The organism is Gordonia asplenii, assembly GCF_012933505.1.
GTDB classification, from domain to species: Bacteria; Actinomycetota; Actinomycetes; order Mycobacteriales; family Mycobacteriaceae; genus Gordonia; species Gordonia asplenii.
In genome coordinates, this window is the sequence record NZ_JABBNB010000066.1 from 1 (window position 1) to 2,730 (window position 2,730).

Sequence of the window (2,730 nt, forward strand, 5' to 3'; positions counted from 1 at the left end):
GGTTTACGCCACGGCGCCAACGCCTCCGACAACCGGCTGATCAGCCCCGTTTTCTCCGCGGCCCGCAGGATCACCGTAGCGCCGGCATGCGACACCACCCCGGTTCCGGTGCCATCAGCAGACAACAACGGGTACGGCGACGTAGACTTACTCACCTGAATGGTGCTCCTCGATCATAGGTAATTCAGACCTTCGCAAGTCGAATTATCCCAGGTCAGGGCACCATTCTTCGTTCACGACACGAAATCAGCGTGAAAGCCCGAGGTTAAGCTCGCAACCTTCCAAGCGGCAATCCCTACTTCAGCGATGAAGCGGTCAGCTCGATGCGTCCGCACTTCGGCGACTGGGCCCCGCGTCGCGGAGTGGTTGGCCTGGCGCGGTGGTGCCGCTCGCTGAGCGGCCACATTGGGCGCAACTGCGGGGATCGACCGGGCCATCGATCGGTTGAACAGGCTCGGCCGAGCCTCGCTCCACACAGGCACTGCGTTTGATTGAGCCCCAACCGAAGCGGGACACCCGCCTGGCTCCCCCGCGACCCATCCTCGGGCCGTAGGCTCGACACCATGCGCGCCATCGTTGCTGAGAACTCCGAACTCGTCGTCGTCGAGCGACCCACTCCGGAACCCGCGGGCGGCGAGGTGCTGATCAAGGTCGTCGCCGCGGGTCTCAACCGCGCCGATCTGATGCAACGCCAGGGCTACTACCCGCCGCCGCCCGGCGCGAGCGATGTACTCGGGTTGGAGGTCTCCGGCGAAATCGTCGCAGTCGGTCTCGACGTCGTCGGTTGGTCGGTCGGCGATCAGGTATGTGCGCTACTCGCGGGCGGCGGCTACGCCGAGTACGTGAATGTACCCGCCGCGCAGGTCCTTCCGATTCCGTACGGCGTCGACCTACGAAGCGCCGCGGCACTGCCGGAGGTCGCCTGCACGATAGTGTCCAACGTCGTGATGGCTGCACACCTCGCCGCAGGCGAGACCCTGCTCATCCACGGCGGCGCCAGCGGAATCGGTACGCACGCAATCCAATTGGCCAAGGCACTCGGGGCACGTGTCGCAGTCACCGCGGGGTCGGCGGAGAAGCTGCGGACCTGTCTGGACCTCGGCGCCGACATCGCCATCAACTACCGCGACGACGACTTCGCGAAAGTGCTCACCGACCTCGGCGGTGCCGACGTCATCCTTGACATCATCGGTGCGAAGTACCTGGGCCAGAACGTCTCTGCCCTGCGCACCGGCGGCCGCATGGTCATCATCGGCATGCAGGGCGGGGTCAAGGGCGAACTCAACATCGGCGCGCTGATGGCCAAGCGTGCGTCGATCATCGGCACCACACTGCGCGCTCGACCGGTCGACGGCCCCGGCGGCAAAGCCGAGATCGTCGCGAACACGCTCGCCGTCACGTGGCCGCTGATCGCCGGCGGATCCATCAAACCGATTGTCTCGCAAGTATTTTCCTTCGACGACGCCGCAGCCGCGCAACAGTGTCTGGAGCGGGGCGAGGCGACCGGAAAGGTACTCCTCGACGTCGCGGGCTGAGTCGACGCGTAATGCGGCGTCGATGCGAATTGCACCATTGGACTCAATTGCGAAGCTTGTAGTTCAAAGCGCCGATATGACCATTCGTATTCGATGATTTCTCTGGCCACCGGCAATTGACCCGCAGTACGTTCACCATATGACAAATCAACAGCCACCTTTTCCGCCACCCGATCGACGCGGCGGGTCGGAACCGTCGTCGAATCCGGTCGACGGCACCACTCAGTTCATTCGCCAACCTAACCCACGACCGCAACCGCAGCAACCCGACGTCGGGCCACGCGAGCAGCCCCCGGGCCCGTCGTCGAATCCGGTCGAAGGCACCACTCAGTTCATCCGTCAGCCCAGCCCCAGGCCGCAACAGCCACCGCCGCCCAACGTCGGGCCGCGGCAACAATTTCAGGGACCACCACCGCCTGGGTACCGGCCGCCCGGTCCGCCTCCCGACTACCGGCCACCGGGTCCGATGCCGCAGGGTTCGGGCCAACCAATGGGGCCGGGCCAGCCAATGGGGCAGGGGCCATATCAGCAGATACCGCCCATGACGAATCAGCAGACAGCTACTCCGAAGCCTTCGAAATCAGGAAAATTGCCCGCGAAGTCCGGACGAATCCTGGGCGTAGTGGTGATGACTCTGCAAGTGTTGACGATTCTTGTCGGTTTCGGAACGTGGGGAACCGTCGACAATTCCGGCGTGAATGTGACGAATTCCGGCTTCGGCACTCTCAAATTGAACGGTGGAACGTTGTCGGGAGTGAAGGTACCCGGCCTCGACGCGACGTGGTCACCACCCTCGCCTGCCATCTTGACAACCATTCTCGCGGTACTGATCTTCATTGCCGCGGTATTTCTCGTGCTCGACAAATTCGCCATGATCGCCGCCGCAGCAGCGGTGGCACTAGCCGCAATCTCCTTTCTGCAGATCTGCTATCTGTGGACCGATATCTCGTCGCATGTGCTGGGTGACTCGTCGGCGTCGGACGACGGCTCAACTGTCGGTGCGGGCTGGGGACTGATGGTCGCGCTGTTCCTGGTGTTTCTCACGCTCGCGGCCATGGCGCTGTGGTGGTTCGCACGTTTGGTGAGCGGACGACGGGCAAGCGCGCAGCCTCCGACGTCGCAGTCTGCACCACCGAAATGATCGCGACCCAAACCCGCGACGCAAACAGCCCCGACAGGAATCGGGGCTGTTTAG

2 protein-coding genes and 1 pseudogene are annotated in these 2,730 nt (G+C 63.7%); 2 read left to right on the plus strand and 1 reads right to left on the minus strand.

Features of this window, described 5'->3' with window-relative positions; all coding sequences use genetic code 11:
- Positions 1-155, minus strand: a pseudogene (locus HH308_RS30780) (IS1380 family transposase); the annotation flags it as partial.
- A 408-nt stretch (positions 156-563) separates the two neighbouring features.
- Between HH308_RS30780 and HH308_RS29185 the strand changes: the two are divergent.
- Together HH308_RS29185 and HH308_RS29190 are read left to right on the plus strand one after the other, a co-directional pair.
- A complete protein-coding gene (locus tag HH308_RS29185) occupies positions 564-1,535 on the plus strand; it encodes an NAD(P)H-quinone oxidoreductase (RefSeq protein ID WP_170197802.1) in 972 nt (323 codons plus the stop codon).
- Between the two features lie 628 nt (positions 1,536-2,163).
- Positions 2,164-2,676, plus strand: coding sequence for a hypothetical protein (locus HH308_RS29190; RefSeq protein ID WP_170197803.1), 513 nt, complete (start codon positions 2,164-2,166; stop codon positions 2,674-2,676).
- The last annotated feature ends 54 nt before the right edge of the window (positions 2,677-2,730 follow it).

What these genes read in the sequence shown, in the direction of transcription:
- HH308_RS29185 (WP_170197802.1), top strand. Translation starts at nt 564, where the DNA reads ATGCGCGCCATCGTTGCTGAGAACTCCGAACTCGTCGTCGTCGAGCGA.
- HH308_RS29190 (WP_170197803.1), top strand. Translation starts at nt 2,164, where the DNA reads ATGACTCTGCAAGTGTTGACGATTCTTGTCGGTTTCGGAACGTGGGGA.